Origin of the sequence: Polynucleobacter sp. AM-7D1 (genome assembly GCF_018688455.1) — a bacterium.
Taxonomy (GTDB): domain Bacteria; phylum Pseudomonadota; class Gammaproteobacteria; order Burkholderiales; family Burkholderiaceae; genus Polynucleobacter.
This window is the reverse complement of sequence record NZ_CP061319.1, coordinates 702,631-721,528: the sequence shown is the minus strand read 5'-3', so window position 1 is coordinate 721,528 and position 18,898 is coordinate 702,631. Positions and strand designations below refer to the sequence as shown.

Genomic DNA, 18,898 nt, shown 5'->3' with positions numbered 1-18,898 from the left:
AAAAACCACTTCTTGAATGAGATTCTAGGTAGTAAGCCCTACATTCTATAGCAATCCCCTAAAATAGACCAATTCCATCTGATTCAGGTCTAATCCACTGAATGGCTTCACCCCAAGAACTTTCTGACTTTCTCAGCAGTGTTGAGCAGCGTGCTTTCAAGCAAGCGGTTTATGCTGTGCGGGATGACGATGCAGCCCTAGACATTGTTCAAGATGCCATGATTAAGTTGGCTGAAAAATATGGTGACCGCCCGGCAGCTGAGCTACCCCTAGTTTTCACCAGAATTCTGCAAAACCGTATTCATGACTGGTTTAGACGTCAAAAAGTTCGCAATACCTGGGTAACCTTGTTCTCCAATATGGGTAAGAAATCAGATGAAAATGATGATTTCGACCCCTTGGAGTCACTTTCCGCCCCGGATGACAGTGAAATTCACCAAGATGGTGCCTTTAAGCTGGAGCGCAGTCAGCTTTTGGAGTCCCTAGAGTCAGAAATATCAAAATTACCTGTCCGTCAACGAGAAGCCTTCCTGATGCGTTATTGGGATGAGCTGAGTATTACTGAAACTGCCCTTGCTATGAGTTGTAGCGAGGGAAGTGTCAAAACCCACTGCTCAAGAGCTACCCAAGCTCTAGCTAAAGCATTGAAATTAAAAGGAATTACGCTGTGAACCGCAATCAAGACATCCTCAATCCAACAGAAGCTGACCAATTTGGCCAGTCCGCTGCTGCCCTGCTCCGTCAAGGATCTCAATCCCTGCCAGCTGGCATCAAAGATCGTCTGTATGCAGCGCGCCTCAAGGCACTTTCGGTCAAAAAACCAGAAAAAGTACGTGTCAAACAATATGTTTTGGCCGGCACCTCTGGAAACTGGTCTTCAGGCTCTCGTTCTTTTTGGAATAACGTGGGTTGGATTGCCCCCTTAGTTGTTCTTGTATTTGGCCTCATTGGTATTGCTCAATGGCAACAAGACTCCCGCATCAACGATATTGCGGAGCTAGACGTTGCCCTCCTGACTGACGACGTTCCGCCAGATGCATATGCTGATAGTGGCTTTATGAGCTTCCTCAAAAATGGTCCCTTAGCTGATGCAGAGCAAGATGGCTTGGATACATCTAAATCCCCTTCTTAATGCCAAACGAGAGCCCTATTAGCGCATGCTAAATAACTTACGCTCTACTTGTGCAGTCCTAACTACCAGCTCAGCCCTTGTGCTGGCTTTTAGCGCTCTCAGCTCGCCCACTGCATTTGCCCAGACAGCTACAAGCAGCCACGGCAAAAGCGCCGCTATCCCAGAGAAAAAACCGGATGGCACATGGGAGAGTCTTAAGCCGGGGCAGCAAAAAATCCTTGCCCCCCTTGAGAGTGATTGGGATTACATGCTGCCCGATAGTCGCAAAAAATGGACTCAGGTTGCCAACCTTTATCCAAGAATGAGCGCAGCCGATCAAAATAGACTGCAATCTCGCATGACAAGCTGGTCGAACCTCTCTCAGAAAGATCGTCGTATTGCGCGAGAAAATTACTTAAGTAGCCTAAAGTTTCCGGCCGAGAAAAAAGCTGAAGCCTGGAGCGCCTATCAAAAGCTGAGTGCTGAGCAAAAAAATAAGCTTGCTCAGGTTGAATTAAATCAAAAGAAAAAACCCACGGTAGTAAGCGCGCCAACCTTACAACAACACCCCATTATTCAGCAGTCGAACTTAGCCCCGACCTTACCTGCTGCCGTCACTCCAGCTCAAGAAGTTACGCCGCAAGGCGCAAGCTCGGATAGCAGTTCAAGCAATCAATAAGAACCCCTTAGTTGTGATTACCCCAGCGGAATTAAACGCGCTTCCTGCCCCCCAATTTTGGCGACGCGTCTTTTGCACTCTTTACGAACAATTGGTTTTACTGGGTGTAATAGCCCTGACATTTTTACTTCCTAACTTAGGCTTAGGTATTCTGTTTGGCATCTCATTACCAAGTTGGCTCACCTTCCTCTATCTTTATGTAGTCCTGGGGATTTACTTCACTTGGTATTGGACAAAATCTGGGCAGACGCTTGCGATGCAAACCTGGCGGATACGCATGATTGGTCCAGGTGGCCACAAGCTCACTCGAAAGCAAGCTATCTGGCGCTATGTCTATGGATCCCTATGGCTCATACCTTGCGTTCTTCTGCAGTGGGCTTTAGAACTACAGAGATGGCAAATTATTGAAATGCTATTTGCGGTTGCTTTATTTCTATGGCCATTAAGCATCTATTTGAATCGCGTTAGCCCGCTGCTAAGACAAAGCCTGCCAGATCGCTTTAGTGGAACGCGTTTAGTTGAGCTGCCAAAGAACTTAGTAACGCTTTCGTAAGATGGATGGGGCGCCCTAGATCTCGCGCAAACACTCCATTGCAGTTGTTGTTTGAATTTTTCTCTGAAAACGATATCCAGCCAAGAGGCAAGCAGCGACTCCAAAGATAATTCCCATTGCTAAAGACTGTGCGAATGCGTGGAACTCAATCTCCAATACAAATCGGCCTAGCGCCCATGCAGCGACTCCAGCAGCTAATCCTGCTAGAAGCCCAGAGAGCACTCCAATAATCAACAGTTCAGCCAGGGCTACCTTTCTCAGTAAAGCGCGCGATGCACCCACTGCTTTAAGTAGTGCCGCACTTCTAAAGCGCTCATCTTGAGTAGCTGCAATTGCAGCTACTAGAACCAGAATCGCTGCTGCGATCGTAAAGGCAAACAATAGACCCAGCACTGAAGAGAGTCGATCTAACACATCCTGTATCTGCTGCAAAGAGGTCGCTACATCGACGATAGTGAGATTAGGGTAGCTCTGTGCCAGTTGGTAATCCAGCCCTTCGATACCAGGGCTTTGGTAATAAGAGGTAATCCACGATTGGGGCATTTTAGCAAGCATGTTGGGTGGCATGATGACAAAGAAATTCACTTTCATGGAACTCCAATCTAGTTTTCGTAGCGAGGTAATTGGTGCAGTGACTTTCTCACCAGCGAGCTCAAAAGTCATTTGATCGCCCAGCTTAAGCTTTAAAGTCTTTGCAATACCTGCCTCCAAAGAAACTTGCGGCGCACTGCCATCAATCCATTTTCCAGAAGTAATCCGATTGCCATCTGGCAATTGCTCGGTATAAGAGAGATTAAATTCTCGATCAACTAGGCGACGCGCATTTTCATCAACATAATCATTTGGCCCAATGGCTTTCCCATTAACCTCAACCAGGCGCGCACGGACCATCGGACTAAAACTGGGATTTGCCACTCCTGCGTTCAGCAAAGATTGAGTAATGCCCAGCTTCTGGTCTTCCTGAATATTAATCATGAAGCGATTGGGCGCATCAACTGGAATATTTCCTTGCCAAGCAACCAATAAATCCTGACGAAGCAAGAGAATGAGCAGTAAAGCCATCAAGGCAATACCTAGAGCAGTAATTTGCATCACCGCAAATCCGGCGCGGCGTGCCTGCGCAGTCAGCGCAAAGCGGAGTGCAAAGCTCTTTGCGCTCAACCTCGAAAATCCAAGATTGAGTAGTCGTAGTGTTGACCAAGACACTACGGCAAAAAGAGTAACAGCCAAAGTAAAGCTAATCGCAACCCAAGAAGCCAGTTTCAAATCTTGAGCTGCGATAGCGATCAAGGCTAGACAAGTAATAATCCCAAACAGTGCAACCCAAAGCCCCTTAATATTGACCGAACCCAGCTCCTTTCGAATCAGCCGTACCGGTGAAATCATGACCAAGCTAAATAATGGTGGGCCGGCAAAGCCAATTAATAAGCAGGATGAGAACAAGATGCTCCAAGTTAATGGCCAGAAAGAAATCACAGGCAAATTAGCAAAGACTAAATTACCGAGAATACGAATTAATATCTCCTGAACTCCGTAAGCAATAGCCGCACCCATCAGAGCGGCTGATAAGCACAGAGCACCTAATACCTTAATTTGATTTACTAGAATTGCCCCTTGACTTGCCCCAAGACATTTCATGACCGCACAAACATCAGCCTGCTTTAGAACATAACGACGTGCAGATAATGCAATCGCTACTGCAGCCACCATTGCAGTTAGCAAGGCAACCAAAGATAAGAATCGCTCTGCTCGCACTAGAGTTTTACGCATCACCGGTTGCGCGTTTTCCAAGGTCTCAATACGCATGCCCCTAAGACCCTCAGACTCAATCCATTGTGTAGCCCATTTTTCATAATCAGAGATTGCCTGATCATTTCCCGCTAGTAATAGACGATAAGTAACGCGACTGCCCAAACCAATGAGACCCGTTGACTGTAAATCATCTAAGGACATCATGACGCGTGGTGCAAAGTTCATAAAGCCTGCACCCCGGTCAAGTTCACGCTCTAAGATGCCGCCAACTACAAACGTCTTATCTCCCAACAACATCTGATCGCCCACTTTGGCCTTCAATGCATTGAGCATGGCTGGGTCTACCCAGACTGAGGCGGCTGGCGGAGTGAGACTGGCCTGGGAGGGTGAGACCTGCAAAGACCCGCGCAAGGGATAAGTGTTGGTTACTGCTTTGAGGGAAGCAAGCTTACTTTGCGCACCAACAGTGGCCATGCTCGGAAAGACAATAGTTTGAGCGGAACTCAGCTGACGATTATTTGCCTCTCGAATAAATCGCTCAGGCAAAGGCTGATCAGAAACAAGCAGTAGATCTGCAGCAAGAAGTTGGCGAGCATCAAACTCAAAGGCTCGCTGCATCCGATCCGCCAGAAAACTGACGCTAGATAAAGCTGCAACCGATAGAGTTAGCGCAACCAGTAAAGCAAGCAGCTCACTGGATCGCAAGTCTCGCCGAATATCCCGCAGAAAACTCACTAGCACTGCGACTAAATCGCCTGAATCTGGCCACCATCAACACGGATCACTGACCCAGTGATATAGGAAGCGTTCTGGCTCGCTAAAAACGCGGCAGTATCACCATACTCCTGGGGATCACCATAACGACCCGCCGGGATCAGATTCAAACTAGCTTTCACAACAGAGTCGTAGCTAATGTTCTCACGTTGAGCACGAGCTTCATCCAATTGACGCAAGCGATCCGTTGCTACACGACCCGGCATGATCACATTCACTGTCACCCCATCGGCAGCTACTTCTGCTGACAAGGTTTTAGACCAAGCTAATAGTGCAGCGCGCAAGGTATTCGAAATTGCCAAGTTTTTAATTGGGGCAATTGCACCCGAAGTGGTGCTGGTAATAATGCGACCCCATTTACGCTGACGCATACCCGGAAGAACTCGATCAGTAATGCTGATAAGCGATAGGACCATGTCATTAAAACTCTTTTGCCATAAAGCGGGATCTTGACCGGCAGCCAGCGTTGGAGGAGGTCCGCCAGTGTTATTGACCAAGATATCAATCGGGCCAAGCTCTTTTTCTATTTTGCTGACTAGGCCATCAATGACGGAAGGATCCGATAAATCCCAACTCAAAGCTAATGCAGTTCCACCGGCAGCCTCAATTAACTCCACAGATTTTTTTAAGCCCTCGGGATTGCGACCAGTTACAGCCACCTTAACACCTTCACGAGCTAGAGAAACTGCCATAGCTTGACCTAAGCCTCTGCTAGATGCCATTACTAATGCTACTTTACCTCTCAGTCCTAAATCCATGTCTTCTCCACTTTTTATATTTGTAGTAATTCTAAAATGACTATTGCCCTAAAGGTGGGGGCAGATTGCCGGCGTACTTATACAGTACCACCTCATACTCTTTCAAAATTTGCGCTAGAGCCTCTTGCTGACCCAAGACCAATGCTTGAGGGCTATTGTCTTTTAGGGTGATTCTCTTGGTGTAACGATTTTTACCAATTACGGGATTGCGCTTTTGCGGATCAGTTGCGGATAGGAAAAATTCTGCCGTTACAACTGCCTCTGGACGGACGCGGTAATCACCATAGAACTCTTCCACTGAAACTTGCAAGTTGTAATAAGGGAAAAAGCTATTACCCTGCCCCACTGTCATGGAAAAGATTTGAGCATTATTCAACCACTGGCGAGTGGCATTACCAACCATCTCGTTTGGCAACGCAGAATAAATATTGTAAAAATCCTTTTCATAGCGCTGATCGCCAAGACGATAAACCAAAGACTTTCCATCAAAAGGCGGTGTTGTCGTGACTGCACCCATCTTCAGCCACAAATCGCTACGCGGCTTGTATGGCGATCCTGTGCGCTCAGGCGCAACCATCCAGCTGCTAGTTTCCAAGGCAGGTCTTTTAGGTAAGGAGCAGGCGCTCAATGTAGCTATGACTAATGCGCAAGCAGCAAACCGAGTCAGGTTTGAATTTTTCATCATCTGGATTTTCATTGGCATCATTTTTGAACTCCATTCATTGGAGGAGTAATGCGTGCAGGTGGCTCGCCCCAAATCAAGGTAGACGGTGATTGACTTGCTACGCGGGTGAACTCATTTAGCTGCTCGCTTGCTTGACGAAGATTTTCCAGGGTTGCAGTGGTATCACCTTGGACACTGGTCACGGTTTGGCGCAAAGAAACCATGGTGGCAATCAATTCACGCATCAGGATGTTCAGTTGATCTTTATCAGTAACCCTAGCAATACGATCTAAGAGCACGTTAATGTCTTTGACTGAAGCAATCAGACCGGTATTGTCTTTGCCATCGCCAGCCATCAACTGATTCAGATTGCTCAAGAGCGCATCAAATTTCTTTTGAGTCCCATCTACATCTAAGCCATTCAGTGCACCAATCAGTTTTTGAATACCAGAAATAATTTCATCTGCCTGATTTGGCATCGATGGCACTACTGGGTACTCAGGCTCCCATGGATATTTGAGGGTGTAGCTCTGATCAGATTTAGGATAAAAATCTAGCTCCACATAATTCACACCTGTAATACCCATAGATTTAATGCGTGAACGTAGATTATCTTTAACGAATGATTCAAGGTGACTCTTTTCTAAAGCATCGCCAAAAATTTGCATTCTCACCACAACATATTCTTGCTTCTGCATCATGGGGATATCCTTCTCGTATAAATCCCCCGATAAATTGATGGATGTTACCTGCCCGATCTTTACACCCCGAAAGCGTACTGCTGCTCCAGCATCCAGACCGGTCACCGATTGCTTGACATAGGTTTCCACCGTAAATGATTTTTTAAAGAGCTGTCCTGAGCCAAAGATCAAAATAATAGTGAGCAATGCACCGATTGCTGCCAGAACAAAAATGCCTAAGCGGAAATAATTGGGATTGGAGTTGTTGCTCATGCTGCGTCCTTGCTCATAATGCGATTAAAGAATTGATGCACCCTGGGATCCTTGCTAGTGTCTCTTAATACCTTGGGATCGCCCTCAGCAATAATGCCTTTAGCATCCTTATCCAACATAATCACCTTATCGGCAATTGAATAAATACTGGCTAACTCGTGAGAAACAATTACAAAGGTAAATCCTAAGTTTTTTGATAAGTCCAAAATCGTACTATCAAGATCAGCTGAAGTAATGGGATCAAGACCAGCTGAAGGCTCATCTAAAAATAAGATCTTTGGGTCCAAAGCCATGGCGCGCGCAATCGCTGCGCGTTTTTGCATGCCGCCACTAATTTCACTAGGCATATAAGTTTCGTATGGAAGTAAGCCCACTAAGTCCAGCTTACAGCGCGCTAATAAATTCATTTGATCTCTAGTTAGCTGGGTGTACTCCTCCATAAAGAGGGTTACGTTATCAAGCAAATTCATAGAACCAAATAAAGCGCCTTGCTGATACATCACACCAAAGCTCGTCATAATTTTTTGGCGTTCAGCACCCTGAGCGGTAGTGATATTTTGACCCTCGATCAATACATCTCCAGAGAGAGGTTGATATAGACCAAATAAATTCTTTAAGAGACTCGATTTGCCACAACCGGATCCACCTAGGATGACAAAAATCTCACCATTAGCGACTGAAAAATTCAGGTTCTGCAATAGCACTTTGGAGCCGTATCCTACAGAGAGGTTTTGAACGTCGATCGCGTTTTCTATTGCGTTCATTAAAACCCTGTCCTGTAGGAGATATAAGCAAAAATACCGTCCACCAAAACAATCATGACAATACTGCTCACCACCGCTCTGGTGGCAGAAATGCCTACCGCAGCGGCGCCGGTCCCGGTTTGCATTCCGCGCAAACATCCCATCGCAGAAACAACTACACCAAATAAAGTGGCTTTCACAAGCCCCGAGAGCACATCCTCAATATCGACAGCAGTCAACATGCCGTTATAAAAATTAATAAAGGGAATGCCATAAATTTGCATTGTTAACATCGAGGAAAAAATGCTGACGATATCTGCGTATAGAGTCAGAATTGGCGCCACCAAGATCCCTGCCAATACCCGCGGCACAACTAAGAATCGCACTGGACTTAAACCACCAGTAACCAAAGCATCTACTTCACTGTTGACAGTCATTGTGCCGATCTCCGCCGCAAAAGCAGCAGATGAGCGGCCAGCCAATAGGATGGCGGTAATTAAAGGCCCCATCTCACGCACTATTCCTAAGGCAGCTAATGGACCCACAAAAGAAACTGCTCCAAACTGTTGCATGCCAATTGCTGCCTGAAAAGATAAGATAACGCCAATCAAAAAGGCAACGAGGCCAACAATCGGTAATGCAGAGATGCCTGCCTCTACAGCCGCATTGACAAAGTCTCCCCAACGCACTTGCCTGACATTGCGCATTGACCAAGCTAAATCTGCAGAAAGATGCCCAACAAAGATCACTAAACCGCGGACATCATCCAAAAAATTTTGTGCCGCCATACCAACACTGACAACAAAACTGGTTTTTGGTTTTGGTGCAGGAACCGGAAATAATTTATTGATGGGGTCAAACTCATGCAATAGCGGCTGATACTTTGGATCCAATCCTTGAATCTCAAACTGTCCACCCGCTTTTTGCTGAGCTTCTTGGACATCTATTAAGAATGCAAATGCAGATCCATCTAAAGAACTCACTTTTGAAGCATCAAAAACCAAAGCATGGTTTTGGGCATTTCCTTGCGCTAACCAAAGGTCTTGCTTTTCCCGAATATCAGTCCATACGCCAGCCAACGAATACACGTTGACAGCGCCGCCCAAACGAACTTGAGCATGCATTGCATCAGTTTGCGTCCAAATAGCTACTGGAGCTGGTGAAATCGCGGAATTAAGGTCAGAAATGGCCATAGGCAAACTATAAGGGATTTGCATGAAACCACTGTGAAATGGCTAAAAAAGAAAAAGGGCCCAGTTTTTCAACTAGGCCCTGTATAGGTTGGTGCGGCTGGCAGGAATTGAACCCACGACCCCTTGGTTCGTAGCCAAGTACTCTATCCAGCTGAGCTACAGCCGCAACAGCCATAATTATGCCATGGAAGAGAAGAACTACATCACACCCGCTGGTCACGAACGCATCAAAAGCGAGCTTTTACAGCTCCTGGACCTTGATCGGCCTGAGGTTGTCAAGGTTGTCCACTGGGCCGCCTCCAATGGCGACCGCTCTGAAAATGGGGACTATATCTACGGGAAAAAGCGACTTCGAGAGATAGATCGACGGATTCGCTTCCTGAACCAGCGCCTGGAATTTGCTGTGGTAGTCGATAACCAAGCCCGAAAATCGGGTGATGCAGATGCTGAGCAGGTTTTTTTTGGGGCCACTGTGACTTATGCAAGCCTAGAGGGCGTCGATGCAGGCAAGGAGACGACTATAACTATTGTGGGCGTTGATGAGGTTGATTTAGAGCTTGGTCACGTCAGTTGGGTCTCCCCGATTGCTAAAGCTCTGATCAAAGCACGCGTGGGTGATTGCGTCAAAATTCAGACACCATCCGGCCCTAGCGAAATTGAAATCCTAGATGTTCAGTACCAATAGTAGGTAAATAAATTAGCTAGCCCGAACTCGAGTCACGCGCATCACATCATGATTGGTGCGCAGGCTACGCATGACCTTGGAAAGGTGCAAACGATCTGATACTTGTATTGTGAATCGAATGGTAACGGCATCTTCTTTGTAACGGTCATCCATGGATACATTCAAGATGTTCGAGTCTGCGGCAGTTACACTACTAGCTACTCTAGCCAAAACACCCTTTCCTTGGCGGGTATCGATTGCAAGATCAACCTCAAATTCTCGGTTAACCTCTTTGCCCCACTCGACCTCTACCCACTTGTCGCTATCCTTCGAAAGCATTTTGAGGGCTACTGGACAGTCATTGGTGTGCACTTGTAAACCTTCACCCTTGCCGAGATAGCCAATAATGTTGTCGCCTGGGATCGGATGGCAACAGGTTTGAAAGCTAATCGAATTTCCTTCGCGACCATCGACCAAAATAGCCTGACGCTGATGGTGATGTGAGGCAATTTCTTGATGAGGAGTAACCCAATCTGCCGCGCCCAAGCGCATTTGCTCTGAACCACCCTCGTCATCAATCAAGATCTTCAGTCGAATAGCTAACTCTTGCGGGGATCTACGACCCAAAGCAATATTGACACAGGCCTCATCGCGCGTTTTATCACCAGTCCAGTGCAATAACTTTTCCCAGATCTCTGGCGATAAAAGTCCAGCATCTACCCCTTGTTGACGCAAAGCATGAGCCAAGAGGCGCTCGCCCAACTGAAGGGACTCAGCGTAGTGCTTGGTCTTCAGTGAATGGCGAATAGAGGCGCGAGCTTTTCCAGTCCTAACGAATGCCAACCAGCCCGGATTCGGCTGGGAGTTAGCCGATGTCACCACCTCAACAATATCGCTATTCTTTAACTCACTACGTAGCGGTAATTGCATGCCATTAATCTTGACAGCAACACAAGTATTGCCCACATCACTATGAATTGAATAAGCAAAGTCTAAGGCGGTAGCGCCGCGTGGCAAGGCTCTAATCTGACCCTTTGGAGTAAAAACATAGACTGCGTCTGGGAACAAATCAATTTTGACGTGCTCTAAGAATTCTTGTGAATCCCCACTACTGTCCTGAATATCAATCAAGGATTGCAGCCATTGATGAGCCCGGTTTTGTACCTCGCTCATATCGGGTACGCCATCCTTATAAGCCCAGTGCGCAGCAACACCAGCCTCAGCGACCGCATGCATATCGCTAGTACGTATCTGAAATTCAACCGGTACACCCGATGGCCCTAAAAGCGTTGTGTGCAAGGACTGATAACCGTTGAGCTTAGGAATCGCAATGTAATCCTTAAACTTGCCAGGCATTGGCTTATAGAGAGCATGCAAAATTCCGAGAGCACGATAGCACTCATCAATCGAGTGCACAGTAACTCTGAAGGCATAGACATCGAGCACTTGAGAAAAGCTCAGATGCTTGCTTCGCATTTTGTTGTAAATACTGAAGAGAGTTTTTTCTCGACCTTGTAGATCAACTTCGAGATTCACTTTTGCAAAAGCCATGCGGGCGTTCTGCAAAATCTTTTCTACCATCTCTTTGCGGTTGCCACGCGCCCGCTTCACCGCATCTTCGATTACCCTAAAACGCATAGGCATCGAATAACGGAAACTCAAGTCCTGCAAGTCGCGGTAAATAATATTGAGGCCCAAGCGATGCGCAATCGGAGCATAGATCTCAATGGTTTCGGTAGCTACCCTGCGACGCTTTTCCATCGGTACAGCATCAAGCGTGCGCATATTGTGCGTGCGATCAGCTAGCTTGACCAGAATGACTCGCACATCACGGGCCATTGCCATAAACATCTTGCGAAAGCTTTCTGCTTGCGCTTCAGCATGACTCTGGAACTCCAGCTTATCCAGCTTGGTCAAACCCTCCACAAGCTCAGCTACTTTGCTACCAAACTTTCCAACTAGATCAGCTTGAGTGCATCCCGTATCTTCAATCACATCATGCAGCAAAGCCGCCATGATGGAGGAAGCATCTAAATGCCAGGTGGCACAAAGTTCAGCAACAGATACAGGATGGGTAATGTAAGGCTCACCACTGTGACGATACTGCCCGAGATGAGCAGCATCTGCAAAATGAAATGCTTGCTTAATGAGCGCAACCTCTTCAGGCTTGAGATAGCCTATTTTAGAAATCAGGCCATCGATAGAAACAACCTGATGCTTTAGTGGCAGTGTTGGCGCAGAGGTAGGGCCAAATAAATGTCGGCTCGATTGAGCCAACAATGTTGCGATGATGGAAGACTTATCGCTATTAACAGTCTCTTTAGGCGAGACCCGACCTTTGGATTCCGATGTGTTTTGGTCGCCTAAGGGGAGCTCCACAACGGAACCCCTGAATTACAAAGGTACTTTGGTCAACATGTCACGGTCAGTTACACCAGCAGCAACTTCACGTAACGCAACTACAGTTGCTTTATCTCTGGACTCAACACGTGGGGAGTGACCTTGAACTAATTGACGTGCGCGATAAGTCGCGGCCAATACCAGCTCAAAACGATTTGGGATAGTTTTTAGACAATCTTCTACAGTAATACGGGCCATGCTGAACTCACTTAAATTTAGCTTCAATACCTATAGGATAACTGATTAGACCCCAAGCCGCCTTAAAAGCGCTGGGTTGCGAGCCATAATCGGCCCTGAGCGTAAGCGGCTGGCAGCAACGACATGGCGTAAATCAATTAAAGCCTGCTCAAAATCATCGTTGATGACAATGAAATCTGCTTCATGGGCATGCTGAAGCTCTAAATGGGCTGCAGCCAACCTTCTCTGAATGGTTTCCTCATCATCCTGCCCACGTTTACGCAAGCGCTCCTCTAAGGCCTCAAATGAAGGCGGGAAGATGAAGATCCACTGCACTTCGGGAATAATTTGACGAATTTGCTGGGCGCCCTGCCAGTCGATCTCGAGCATCACATCGCGCCCGGTTTTCATCTGGGTTTCGATCCAAGCTTTGGAGGTGCCATAAAAATTGCCATGCACTTCTGCATGCTCCAAGAAATTGCCTTGATCGCGTTCCGCTATAAATTCATCTCTTTTAATAAAGCGATAGTCCTTGCCATCTACCTCTCCTGGCCTTGGTGCGCGCGTAGTGGTTGAAAGGGAGAGCTTGAGCGCCGTATCTTCTTGCAATAAGGCATTTACCAAAGAAGATTTTCCAGCGCCTGATGGGGCAACGATCATCAACATGCTGCCTTGGTAAGCGGGAGATAGGTTGGCTTTAGGTTTAGGGCTGGCCATAATAATTTGTGTAAGGGATGGTTACTCTAAATTTTGGACTTGTTCACGCATCTGCTCAATCAAGAGCTTGAGCTCTAAGGCAGCTTGAGTACATTCTTCTGAAACAGATTTGGAGCTCAAGGTGTTGGCTTCACGATTCAACTCTTGCATCAAGAAATCTAAACGTTTTCCTACTGGCCCTTTACCTGCCAGTGCAGTATCCACTGCCTGAAGATGAGTCTTGAGTCGAGCAAACTCTTCCGCAACATCGATACGAACTGCGTAGAGCACCACTTCCTGACGAATACGCTCCATCAACTCCGTGCCAGAACTGCCCTTGCCCTGCTCTTGAGCTGCTAATGCTTCAGCCAAGCGTTCAGTGAGTTTTTCTTGGTACTGAGAAACGTAAGCCGGCACCTTAGGCTCAATGCTCTTCACAATCTCACGCATTTTGCTTGTGATGGTGGTTAATACTGTGACTAAGGCCTTGCCTTCTGCATGGCGGCTATCCATTAAGGCAGTTAAAGCTGCGCGACCAGCTTCCACAGTAGCGGCAATCCAACCCTCTTCCTCACCTCTTGGTTCAGAAACAATGCCAGGCCAGCGCAAAATATCCGCAATCCGCAATGCTTCAGCATGAGGAAAAGCGACTTGAGCATGCTCCTGCAAGGTATATAGGGCGTCTAAACGATCTTTGTTTAAGGCACCCAAGGCATGGGGGTTGGCTTTGGCAGCTCCCGCTGCACCCGAATTAACGCGCCATGCGGCCCGAAACTCGACCTTGCCTCGAGATAGGCTTTGAGTCGCCATTTCTCTTAAGGCAGGCTCAGCCCCGCGACACTCGTCCGGAAGACGAAAGCCCAAATCCAGAAAGCGGCTGTTGACAGCCCGACATTCCACCTGCAGATCAGCTACTACACCAGCTCCTAGGGAGACTTGGCGTGAAGCGCTGCCATAACCAGTCATGCTCGATATCATATGGACATTGTAGATCTTTAGGACCAAACCCCATGACCAAGCCCAACATCACCCGCCCTAGTGGCCGCACCCCTACGCAATTGCGCCCAGTGAGTATCAGCCGTGCTTTTACTAAGCATGCAGAAGGCTCAGTTCTGATTGCCTTTGGTGACACCAAGGTGCTCTGTACCGCCAGTGTTCTGGAAAAGGTACCTCCTCATAAAAAAGGCTCAGGTGAAGGCTGGGTTACCGCTGAATACGGCATGCTCCCCCGCTCCACTCACACCCGTAGCGATCGTGAAGCTGCACGAGGTAAGCAGTCTGGTCGCACACAAGAGATTCAGCGCTTGATTGGCCGTGCGATGCGTAGCGTCTTTGATCTCAAAATATTGGGTGAAAGAACTATCCATCTTGACTGTGATGTCTTACAGGCTGACGGTGGAACCAGGACTGCATCGATTACGGGCGCTTATGTTGCCGCACGTGATGCGATTAATACTCTCCTGCAAAGTGGTGTACTCAAGTCAGATCCTATTATTGATAGCGTTGCAGCGATTTCTGTTGGCATCTACCAAGGTGTCCCAGTGCTTGATTTGGATTACCCAGAGGACTCTTCTTGCGATACGGATATGAATGTCGTTATGACCGGCAAAGGCGGAATGATTGAAGTGCAAGGTACCGCTGAAGGCGCAGCGTTCTCCCGCTCTGAATTAAACGCGCTCTTAGATTTAGCAGAGCAAGGTATTGCGGATTTAACGCAACTCCAAAAAGAAGCATTTAAATAAAAGATCAAAGGGTAGCAGGTGCAAAAACTCGTTCTCGCTTCTAACAATGCCGGTAAGGTTCGAGAGTTCCAGGAGCTCTTGGCGCCCTTTCATTTTCAGGTTATCCCTCAGGGTGAGTTAGGCATTCCGTCAGCAGAAGAGCCGCATCACACCTTTGTTGAGAATGCGTTGGCTAAAGCACGTCATGCCAGCGCAGCTAGTGGCCTACCTGCTCTTGCCGATGATTCCGGAATTTGTGCCCACGCATTAGATGGCGCACCTGGAGTCTACTCAGCACGTTATGCAGGTGTTGATGGGGATAGCGCTGCTAACAATCAAAAACTGATTGCAGCCCTGAAAGGGAAAGCGGATCGTGGAGCGCATTATGTCTGCGCGCTCGTGATGGTCAATAGCGCTAATGATCCAGAGCCACTGATTGTGCAAACCCGCTGGTATGGGCAAATGATTGATGAGGCCAAGGGAGGTTATGGATTTGGTTACGACCCGCACTTCCTTTTGCCTGAGCTCGGCATCACTGCCGCAGAACTAGAATCTTCAGAGAAGAATCTTATTAGCCACCGTGGCCAAGCATTACGCGAACTCATTGCAAAACTTCAAAGCCGTGCTGAACACGCTTAATCCCGTTTTGGCCACTACGCCAAAACTCACTGCCCTACCTCCGCTGTCTTTGTACATTCATTTTCCGTGGTGCGAAAAGAAGTGTCCATATTGCGACTTCAACTCACATCAAATTAAAGATGCGGGCAATGGCGTGAAAGCTTCACAGGGATATGATGAGGCGCGCTACATCAAAGCGCTTATTACTGATCTCGAGACAGAACTGCCTCGCATCTGGGGTCGTCAAGTCCACAGCATCTTTATTGGTGGAGGTACGCCTAGCTTGTTATCTGCTGACGGTATGAATGAATTGCTCTCTGCCATTCGGGCACGGATAAACCTAGAGCCCGATTGCGAGATCACTATGGAAGCCAATCCAGGCTCTGTGGAGACTGATAAGTTTGCAGGCTTTGCTAAGGCGGGCATCAATCGCGTCTCTTTAGGCATCCAGAGTTTTCAGGATGAGCAGTTAAAAGCCTTGGGACGTATTCATAATGGCGAAGAAGCCAAGCGCGCTATTGAGATTGCTATGGAGCACTTCAAGTCGGTCAATTTAGATTTGATGTACGGCCTACCAAATCAAACCTTGGAAGCTGCTAAAGCAGATATTGAAACTGCGCTCTCCTTTAAGACCCCGCACCTATCTTTCTATAACTTAACGCTTGAGCCCAATACCTACTTTGCCAATTTCCCACCCAAATTGCCTAATGAAGATCAGATTGATGCGATCTTTGAGCAGAATTTAGCTCTTCTTGAAGCGGCTGGCTATAGACGGTACGAGGTCTCTGCCTACGCCAAGAAAGATCAAGAGTGCAAACACAATCTCAATTACTGGCGCTTTGGTGATTACATCGGGATTGGTGCAGGAGCCCATGGAAAGATCTCCTTCCCAGAAAAAATCACCCGACAAGTGCGCGAGCGTCACCCCGAGACCTATATGCAGGCAATGGAAAGCAAAGGTAATGCCTTGATTGAAGCTAGGGAGATTCCAAGCAAAGATCTCCCTTTCGAATTCATGCTCAATACATTGCGCCTCACTGATGGTGTAGATACCATCACCTTTAGCGAGCGCACAGGCTTACCACTAAACGTTGTTTCAAAAGGATTGGATGAGGCCTGCAAAAAAGGTTTATTAGATTCAAACCCCAACAAGCTTAAGGCTACCGAACAAGGCTTGCGTTACCTGAATAATTTACAAGAGATGTTTTTGTAAGAACTAGATACTGGTCTGGGAACTGAATTACTTTCCTGTCCAGATGGGTGGCTTTCCATCCAAAAATGCAGTCACCCCATTCTTAAAGTCCTCACTGCCGTAGCATTCTCGAATTAAATCACTGCAATCTGGCAAGTTATTCTTAATTATTCTTGCCAGCGTTTGCTTAGTGGATTTTTGTGTGATGGGAGCTAAGTTCATTAAACGCTCTGCCAACTGATTTGCTTCATGCTCAAGTTCTTCAGCAGGATAACTAGCCAATAGATAGCCTTGCTTGAGTAATTCTGGTGCAGTCACGAGCTCAGCCAATAGCAACATGCGTTTGACGATATTGATACCAAGATGTGCAGCAAGCCAAGCTACATTGCCAGCAGATAGACAATTGCCCAGTGTCTTGGCAATTGGTACTCCAAAGCGCGCATCTGGCGTAGAGATGCGAAAGTCACAGCAACTCGCAATAGCAAGTCCACCGCCTACTGCCATGCCATCAATGACTGCGATGGTGGGGATGGGCAACATGGCTAATGGAGCAAGGTAGTCGTCAATTCCTTCCTCATAGCGAATACCATCCTCACCAGATGTAAAGCTGGCGAACTGGGCGATATCACTACCGGAGACAAAAGATTTACCACCGGCGCCGCGCAGAATGGCAACTCGTACCGCGGAGTTCATAGCTAAATCTTGGCAAATGGTCTTTAAGCTTTGATACATCTGCGCAGTCATTGCATTGCGCGCAGTTACATGATCAAAGGTAATGAATGCCATACCGTTACGAAGCTCTAAATGAACTTCGGCAAGTGACGGCGTTTTGGAAGCTTCGGTATTGGCCATGAAATTGATCAATGAAGCCTATGGGCTAGGCTCACAACAAGGTCTCTCTATTTGATTTATATTGACAGCTATTATTAGCACTTCATTCTAAACATAAAAATAATTGAGACAAAATGAACGCTTTAAATAGTAAACCCCTGCCACTGGCGGGCGTTAGGGTACTTGATGTGAGTCAAGTCATGGCGGGCCCCTACTGCTGCATGCTGCTTGCCGACCTAGGTGCAGATGTCATCAAAATTGAACCTCCAGGCACGGGTGACCAAACTCGTGGTGCCATGGGATTCAAGATGAAAGGTTCAGATAGCATGGGCTTTCTGAATATGAATCGCAATAAGCGTAGCGTTACTCTCAATCTAAAAACTGACGCTGGTAAAAAAGTCTTCTTTGAATTAGTGAAGACTGCAGATATCTTGGTTGAAAACTATCGACCTGGGGTCATGAAAAAACTCGGCATCGATTACCAAACACTCAAAGATATCAACCCAGGTTTGGTCTACGCTAGCATCTCTGGATTTGGTCAAACAGGTCCATGGGCTGACCGCCCGGGTTTTGATTTGATGGCACAGGCCATGTCCGGCGTCATGAGTGTGACTGGCTATCCCGATGGCCCTCCAGTAAAAGCAGGCGTTCCAGTAGCTGATATTGGTTGCGCCCTCTTTGCAGTCTATGGAATTCTGTCTGCTTATATTGGTAAAACCAAATCAGGTGAGGGTCAATTCATTGACGCATCTCTATTTGATTCCGCACTAGCGTTTTCAATTTGGGATACAGCCCAGTACTGGGGCACTGGTGTTGAACCCTACAAGCTTGGTACTGCTAATCATATGAGTGCACCCTATCAGGCCATGAAGGCCTCTGACGGCTACTTTGTCATGGGCGCTACGAATCAAAAACTATGGAAACTGCTCTGCGACAAAATTGGGCGCCCTGAATTGTTTGAGGATCCATTATTTAGAACGAATCCCTTGCGTCTTGCCAATCGCTTAATACTGGCATCTGAACTTGAAAAGACTTTCGTTACTAAAACCAGTGAAGAATGGGTGGATCTCCTGCTAGCGGCTGGCATCCCAGCAGGGCCAATCAACACCTATCCTCAGGCGTTTGATAGCGAACATGGCAAGCATCGCAAGATGCGCATGGAAATCGATCATCCGATTGAAGGCAAGGTTCCAAATATCGGCTTTGCTGTCAAGATGATGGGGACTCCACAGCAGGTATCTAGACATCCCCCACTGCTTGGGGAGCACACCAATGAGGTGCTTCAGGAATTGGGTATTGCCGGTGACGAACTGAAATCGCTAGAAGATGGTGGCGCTTTCGCAGCCTGAGTTACCAACGCATTTAGATAAAAAAATGGGCTCCCAGGAGCCCATTTTCTATTTCACAATTACCGATCTA

The 18,898-nt window shown here is 47.3% G+C and carries 20 protein-coding genes and 1 tRNA gene; 9 read left to right on the top strand and 12 right to left on the bottom strand.

Going from position 1 to position 18,898, the window contains the following annotated elements:
• Positions 1-101 precede the first annotated feature (101 nt).
• Genes GQ359_RS03760 through GQ359_RS03745 form a run of 4 tightly spaced genes read left to right on the top strand, consistent with a single transcriptional unit; the run spans position 102 to position 2,343 of the window.
• The gene (locus GQ359_RS03760) at positions 102-671 is read left to right on the top strand and encodes an RNA polymerase sigma factor (RefSeq protein WP_215387636.1); all 570 of its coding nucleotides are present in this window, start codon (positions 102-104) and stop codon (positions 669-671) included.
• The gene (locus tag GQ359_RS03755; RefSeq protein WP_215387635.1) at positions 668-1,132 is read left to right on the top strand and encodes a DUF3619 family protein; all 465 of its coding nucleotides are present in this window, start codon (positions 668-670) and stop codon (positions 1,130-1,132) included. Before GQ359_RS03760 ends, GQ359_RS03755 begins: the two co-directional genes overlap by 4 nt.
• Positions 1,133-1,157: 25 nt before the next feature.
• Positions 1,158-1,790 carry a DUF3106 domain-containing protein gene (locus tag GQ359_RS03750; RefSeq protein ID WP_215387633.1) on the top strand — a complete coding sequence of 211 codons (633 nt, stop codon included), beginning with the start codon at positions 1,158-1,160 and terminating at the stop codon, positions 1,788-1,790.
• Positions 1,791-1,803: 13 nt separating this feature from the next.
• Complete coding sequence (locus GQ359_RS03745; RefSeq protein ID WP_251367928.1) at positions 1,804-2,343, top strand: RDD family protein; 540 nt, start codon at positions 1,804-1,806, stop codon at positions 2,341-2,343.
• A 15-nt stretch (positions 2,344-2,358) separates the two neighbouring features.
• Here the strand turns inward: GQ359_RS03745 and GQ359_RS03740 are convergent, their stop codons facing one another.
• From GQ359_RS03740 to GQ359_RS03710, 7 genes are all read right to left on the bottom strand, one after another.
• Complete coding sequence (locus GQ359_RS03740) at positions 2,359-4,830, bottom strand: ABC transporter permease (RefSeq protein ID WP_251367927.1); 2,472 nt, start codon at positions 4,828-4,830, stop codon at positions 2,359-2,361.
• An 11-nt stretch (positions 4,831-4,841) separates the two neighbouring features.
• Positions 4,842-5,627 (bottom strand): SDR family oxidoreductase, encoded by a 786-nt coding sequence (locus GQ359_RS03735; protein ID WP_215387629.1) that lies wholly within the window; start codon positions 5,625-5,627, stop codon positions 4,842-4,844.
• Between the two features lie 40 nt (positions 5,628-5,667).
• Positions 5,668-6,333, bottom strand: a complete 666-nt coding sequence (locus GQ359_RS03730; RefSeq protein ID WP_251367926.1) for a membrane integrity-associated transporter subunit PqiC — start codon at positions 6,331-6,333, stop codon at positions 5,668-5,670.
• Positions 6,330-7,244, bottom strand: a complete 915-nt coding sequence (locus GQ359_RS03725) for an MlaD family protein (protein WP_215387627.1) — start codon at positions 7,242-7,244, stop codon at positions 6,330-6,332. The genes GQ359_RS03730 and GQ359_RS03725 overlap by 4 nt, the downstream gene beginning before the upstream one ends.
• A complete protein-coding gene (locus GQ359_RS03720; protein ID WP_215303304.1) occupies positions 7,241-8,008 on the bottom strand; it encodes an ABC transporter ATP-binding protein in 768 nt (255 codons plus the stop codon). Before GQ359_RS03720 ends, GQ359_RS03725 begins: the two co-directional genes overlap by 4 nt.
• Positions 8,008-9,204 carry an ABC transporter permease gene (locus tag GQ359_RS03715; RefSeq protein ID WP_251367925.1) on the bottom strand — a complete coding sequence of 399 codons (1,197 nt, stop codon included), beginning with the start codon at positions 9,202-9,204 and terminating at the stop codon, positions 8,008-8,010. The genes GQ359_RS03720 and GQ359_RS03715 overlap by 1 nt, the downstream gene beginning before the upstream one ends.
• Positions 9,205-9,269: 65 nt before the next feature.
• Positions 9,270-9,346, bottom strand: a tRNA-Arg gene (locus GQ359_RS03710).
• Positions 9,347-9,364: 18 nt separating this feature from the next.
• Between GQ359_RS03710 and greB the strand changes: the two genes are divergently transcribed.
• Positions 9,365-9,865, top strand: coding sequence for a transcription elongation factor GreB (greB, locus tag GQ359_RS03705; protein ID WP_215387625.1), 501 nt, complete (start codon positions 9,365-9,367; stop codon positions 9,863-9,865).
• A 12-nt stretch (positions 9,866-9,877) separates the two neighbouring features.
• Here the strand turns inward: greB and GQ359_RS03700 are convergent, their stop codons facing one another.
• The 4 genes from GQ359_RS03700 to GQ359_RS03685 form a co-directional block, all read right to left on the bottom strand.
• Positions 9,878-12,136 carry a bifunctional (p)ppGpp synthetase/guanosine-3',5'-bis(diphosphate) 3'-pyrophosphohydrolase gene (locus GQ359_RS03700; RefSeq protein ID WP_215387886.1) on the bottom strand — a complete coding sequence of 753 codons (2,259 nt, stop codon included), beginning with the start codon at positions 12,134-12,136 and terminating at the stop codon, positions 9,878-9,880.
• A gap of 102 nt (positions 12,137-12,238) precedes the next feature.
• Positions 12,239-12,442, bottom strand: coding sequence for a DNA-directed RNA polymerase subunit omega (gene rpoZ / locus GQ359_RS03695; RefSeq protein ID WP_011902918.1), 204 nt, complete (start codon positions 12,440-12,442; stop codon positions 12,239-12,241).
• A 45-nt stretch (positions 12,443-12,487) separates the two neighbouring features.
• A complete protein-coding gene (gmk, locus tag GQ359_RS03690) occupies positions 12,488-13,138 on the bottom strand; it encodes a guanylate kinase (protein ID WP_215303299.1) in 651 nt (216 codons plus the stop codon).
• Positions 13,139-13,159: 21 nt separating this feature from the next.
• A complete protein-coding gene (locus GQ359_RS03685) occupies positions 13,160-14,095 on the bottom strand; it encodes a YicC/YloC family endoribonuclease (protein ID WP_215387623.1) in 936 nt (311 codons plus the stop codon).
• A gap of 32 nt (positions 14,096-14,127) precedes the next feature.
• Between GQ359_RS03685 and rph the strand changes: the two genes are divergently transcribed.
• The 3 genes from rph to hemW are packed head-to-tail and all read left to right on the top strand — an operon-like array spanning position 14,128 to position 16,669.
• Entirely contained in the window at positions 14,128-14,859 is a 732-nt protein-coding gene (gene rph, locus GQ359_RS03680; protein WP_215387622.1) for a ribonuclease PH, read from the top strand.
• An 18-nt stretch (positions 14,860-14,877) separates the two neighbouring features.
• On the top strand, positions 14,878-15,477 hold the full coding sequence (gene rdgB / locus GQ359_RS03675) for an RdgB/HAM1 family non-canonical purine NTP pyrophosphatase (RefSeq protein WP_215387620.1): 600 nt from the start codon (positions 14,878-14,880) through the stop codon (positions 15,475-15,477).
• Positions 15,443-16,669: a radical SAM family heme chaperone HemW gene (gene hemW / locus GQ359_RS03670; RefSeq protein ID WP_215387618.1), complete on the top strand. Its 1,227-nt coding sequence runs from the start codon at positions 15,443-15,445 to the stop codon at positions 16,667-16,669. The genes rdgB and hemW overlap by 35 nt, the downstream gene beginning before the upstream one ends.
• Before the next feature lie 27 nt (positions 16,670-16,696).
• Here the strand turns inward: hemW and GQ359_RS03665 are convergent, their stop codons facing one another.
• Complete coding sequence (locus GQ359_RS03665; RefSeq protein ID WP_215387617.1) at positions 16,697-17,500, bottom strand: enoyl-CoA hydratase/isomerase family protein; 804 nt, start codon at positions 17,498-17,500, stop codon at positions 16,697-16,699.
• 113 nt (positions 17,501-17,613) lie between these two features.
• On the opposite strand from GQ359_RS03665, the gene GQ359_RS03660 reads away from it, so the two are divergent.
• The gene (locus GQ359_RS03660; protein ID WP_215387615.1) at positions 17,614-18,828 is read left to right on the top strand and encodes a CaiB/BaiF CoA-transferase family protein; all 1,215 of its coding nucleotides are present in this window, start codon (positions 17,614-17,616) and stop codon (positions 18,826-18,828) included.
• Positions 18,829-18,898: the final 70 nt, after the last annotated feature.

Excerpts from the sequence above, each read along its gene's own strand:
- GQ359_RS03730 (WP_251367926.1), bottom strand. The coding sequence starts at position 6,333 with ATGATGCCAATGAAAATCCAGATGATGAAAAATTCAAACCTGACTCGG.
- GQ359_RS03715 (WP_251367925.1), bottom strand. The coding sequence starts at position 9,204 with ATGCAAATCCCTTATAGTTTGCCTATGGCCATTTCTGACCTTAATTCC.
- gmk (WP_215303299.1), bottom strand. The coding sequence starts at position 13,138 with ATGGCCAGCCCTAAACCTAAAGCCAACCTATCTCCCGCTTACCAAGGC.
- GQ359_RS03660 (WP_215387615.1), top strand. The coding sequence starts at position 17,614 with ATGAACGCTTTAAATAGTAAACCCCTGCCACTGGCGGGCGTTAGGGTA.
- greB (WP_215387625.1), top strand. The coding sequence starts at position 9,365 with ATGGAAGAGAAGAACTACATCACACCCGCTGGTCACGAACGCATCAAA.
- GQ359_RS03725 (WP_215387627.1), bottom strand. The coding sequence starts at position 7,244 with ATGAGCAACAACTCCAATCCCAATTATTTCCGCTTAGGCATTTTTGTT.
- GQ359_RS03760 (WP_215387636.1), top strand. The coding sequence starts at position 102 with ATGGCTTCACCCCAAGAACTTTCTGACTTTCTCAGCAGTGTTGAGCAG.
- GQ359_RS03750 (WP_215387633.1), top strand. The coding sequence starts at position 1,158 with ATGCTAAATAACTTACGCTCTACTTGTGCAGTCCTAACTACCAGCTCA.
- rph (WP_215387622.1), top strand. The coding sequence starts at position 14,128 with ATGACCAAGCCCAACATCACCCGCCCTAGTGGCCGCACCCCTACGCAA.
- GQ359_RS03735 (WP_215387629.1), bottom strand. The coding sequence starts at position 5,627 with ATGGATTTAGGACTGAGAGGTAAAGTAGCATTAGTAATGGCATCTAGC.
- rpoZ (WP_011902918.1), bottom strand. The coding sequence starts at position 12,442 with ATGGCCCGTATTACTGTAGAAGATTGTCTAAAAACTATCCCAAATCGT.
- GQ359_RS03720 (WP_215303304.1), bottom strand. The coding sequence starts at position 8,008 with ATGAACGCAATAGAAAACGCGATCGACGTTCAAAACCTCTCTGTAGGA.
- GQ359_RS03665 (WP_215387617.1), bottom strand. The coding sequence starts at position 17,500 with ATGGCCAATACCGAAGCTTCCAAAACGCCGTCACTTGCCGAAGTTCAT.
- GQ359_RS03685 (WP_215387623.1), bottom strand. The coding sequence starts at position 14,095 with ATGATATCGAGCATGACTGGTTATGGCAGCGCTTCACGCCAAGTCTCC.